At 56.2% G+C, this 2,120-nt stretch carries 3 protein-coding genes; all 3 read right to left on the bottom strand.

Features of this window, described 5'->3' with window-relative positions; genetic code table 11:
- Positions 1-177 precede the first annotated feature (177 nt).
- Positions 178-534: a hypothetical protein gene (locus AC4FWB_RS33895; RefSeq protein WP_491030566.1), complete on the bottom strand. Its 357-nt coding sequence runs from the start codon at positions 532-534 to the stop codon at positions 178-180.
- Between the two features lie 188 nt (positions 535-722).
- Positions 723-1,181 (bottom strand): SRPBCC family protein, encoded by a 459-nt coding sequence (locus AC4FWB_RS33890; protein ID WP_491030565.1) that lies wholly within the window; start codon positions 1,179-1,181, stop codon positions 723-725.
- A gap of 67 nt (positions 1,182-1,248) precedes the next feature.
- The coding region (locus AC4FWB_RS33885; RefSeq protein ID WP_491030564.1) for a glycine cleavage T C-terminal barrel domain-containing protein at positions 1,249-2,120 on the bottom strand (872 nt) is incomplete at its 5' end.

Genomic DNA, 2,120 nt, shown 5'->3' with positions numbered 1-2,120 from the left:
GGAAAGCAGAGCCTCCACCCCCGCCGAACCGCTTCCGTCGTATCCATACAGAGTGAACATTCCTAGATGTCTCCTCGCACCAGCCGATGCATTCGACCGGTCGGGTATAGTTTTAATTCAGTTTGATTTCACAAGCGGCGAAGTTACGATCAGCAAAGCAGGTAGCTGGCGTGACCTCTAAGTACTTGCAATCCCATGCTGGTCTGTTGTTCCGAGCAAATCCGGATGCTCCCAGTATGTTGAGATCTCGTCTTCGGTTCCGAGAGCTCTGAGCTTTTGCTTCGCCACATCCCTGCGAGCACGATGGTTTCCCATCGCCGACTCCTGAGCCTCCGGATTTTTCCCGAGCGCGGCCATTGCAAAAATTCCAATCAAGAAGCCGGGCACGAGCACCAAAAATGCCCAGCGCCATGAATCCAGGTAGTTGGCCGTTTGTCGGGTCAGCCAGATCGAATGAATCGATAGGGCAAACCCTATCCCCATTTGAAAGCTAGCTGAGAGCCAACCAACCGCAGCTCCAAAATTGACCAGCATCACTTTTTTGCTGGAAACGATATCTCTGATCTGGCACCCGGCAGATCATCGCAAGGCAGGCGCCGCACGGATTACCTGCGCAAGTTGTTCGACCACAACCACGACATCTACCAGCGCCAGCGCCGTTCTCGGCGCCATACCCGGCTGATCGCCGCGTTCGAGCTTCTCAAGGATCTCTAACGTGGCCGTCAACTCACGGGAAGGCTGTAGTCGGCGAGATTATTCGAGAAATTCTGAAAGAACTCGTTCGCCATTTTCTTTGCAGCGCTATCGATGAGGCGGCTTCCGATCTGTGCGAGCTTGCCGCCTACTTTCGCATTCACGGTGTAGATCAAAGTGGTCATCTCTCCGTCTGGCAGAAGGCTGACAGCTGCACTCCCCGACGCGAAGCCCGCCACGCCGCCTTTTCCTTGACCCGTTATCTTGTAGCTTTTCGGCGCTTCAATCTCGGATAGCTCAACTTTGCCTGAGAAAGTCGCAGAGATCGGGCCGACCCGCGCCTTAACCGTCGCATCAAATCCGTGCTCGCCCGTCCGCATGAGTTCCTGGCAACCAGGTATGCTTGCCCGCAAGATATCCGGATCGTTAAGCGCCGCCCAGACGATGGCCTGCGGCGCGTTGATCCTCTGCTCACCAATGATGTCCATTGCTCGGAAACTCCATTCCATCAGCCACGAGAGACGAAACGCCTCGCTTGTTGCACTACTTTGACAGTCACTGCGTTGGCGGCGTTTCGAGTCCGCGCGGTATGCGCTTGTCAGGATCAAGGAAAGGCAGCGTCACGATCTTACAGTCGTGCATTTCCCCATCCGGGGTCCTGATCTTCAGCAGCTGACCAAGCCAAGGACCGCGGGTGCTTTCATGTTCGTCGAACATAACATACCCGATGCCCTTCCTTAGCGTGGGGGACCAGTCGCCGATCGTCATTCTTGCAACCTGCTTGCCACCTTCCAGAACTTGGGTTCCGACACGTGGAATGCCCGTTTCGCATGTGAGGCCAAAGAGCCTTTGTCGACGATCTGCTTTCAGCAGTGCATCGCGGCCGACAAAAGTGGGATTGTCGAACTCAACCAATGAACCGAGCCCTACATCAAAAGGCGTTGTGCCCGGATTGATGTCCATGTCGTAATCAAGAATGCCTGCCTCAACGCGCCGCAAAGTCATTGAGGCGCCTGCGCCCATTTCCAGATCGAACGCCGTGCCGATCTCGCAGATGTAGTCCCAAAACTTGGGTGGCTCGTTCTTTGGATTGCCGTACATCTCGCTGCCCATCTCGCCGGTGAAGCCGGTCCGCGAGACGATGGCCTCCATGCCGTTGAAGCTGAACCTTCCTGCATTGAAATAACCGAACTTCTCCGGCATCTGGCCGGGGCAGGCCTTGGCGAGGAACTCCAGCGCCTTCGGTCCCTGAACCTGCAGGACGCGCGATTGCGGATCGCTCACGACCGCGTTCATGCCGTCCGACAGCAGATTGAGCCAATTTTCGAAGCCACCATTGGCCTGGACATACCAGAAGTGATCCTCGGCCAGGCGAATGACGACGCCATCCATGATGATGCCGCCCTGCGGCGTGCATGCGATCGCAT

This window comes from Mesorhizobium sp. LEGMi-168a (genome assembly GCF_058312955.1).
Note: the sequence above shows the minus strand (reverse complement) of the source record. Positions and strands in the feature narration are given on the sequence as shown.

Excerpts from the sequence above, each read along its gene's own strand:
- AC4FWB_RS33895 (WP_491030566.1), bottom strand. The coding sequence starts at position 534 with ATGCTGGTCAATTTTGGAGCTGCGGTTGGTTGGCTCTCAGCTAGCTTT.
- AC4FWB_RS33890 (WP_491030565.1), bottom strand. The coding sequence starts at position 1,181 with ATGGACATCATTGGTGAGCAGAGGATCAACGCGCCGCAGGCCATCGTC.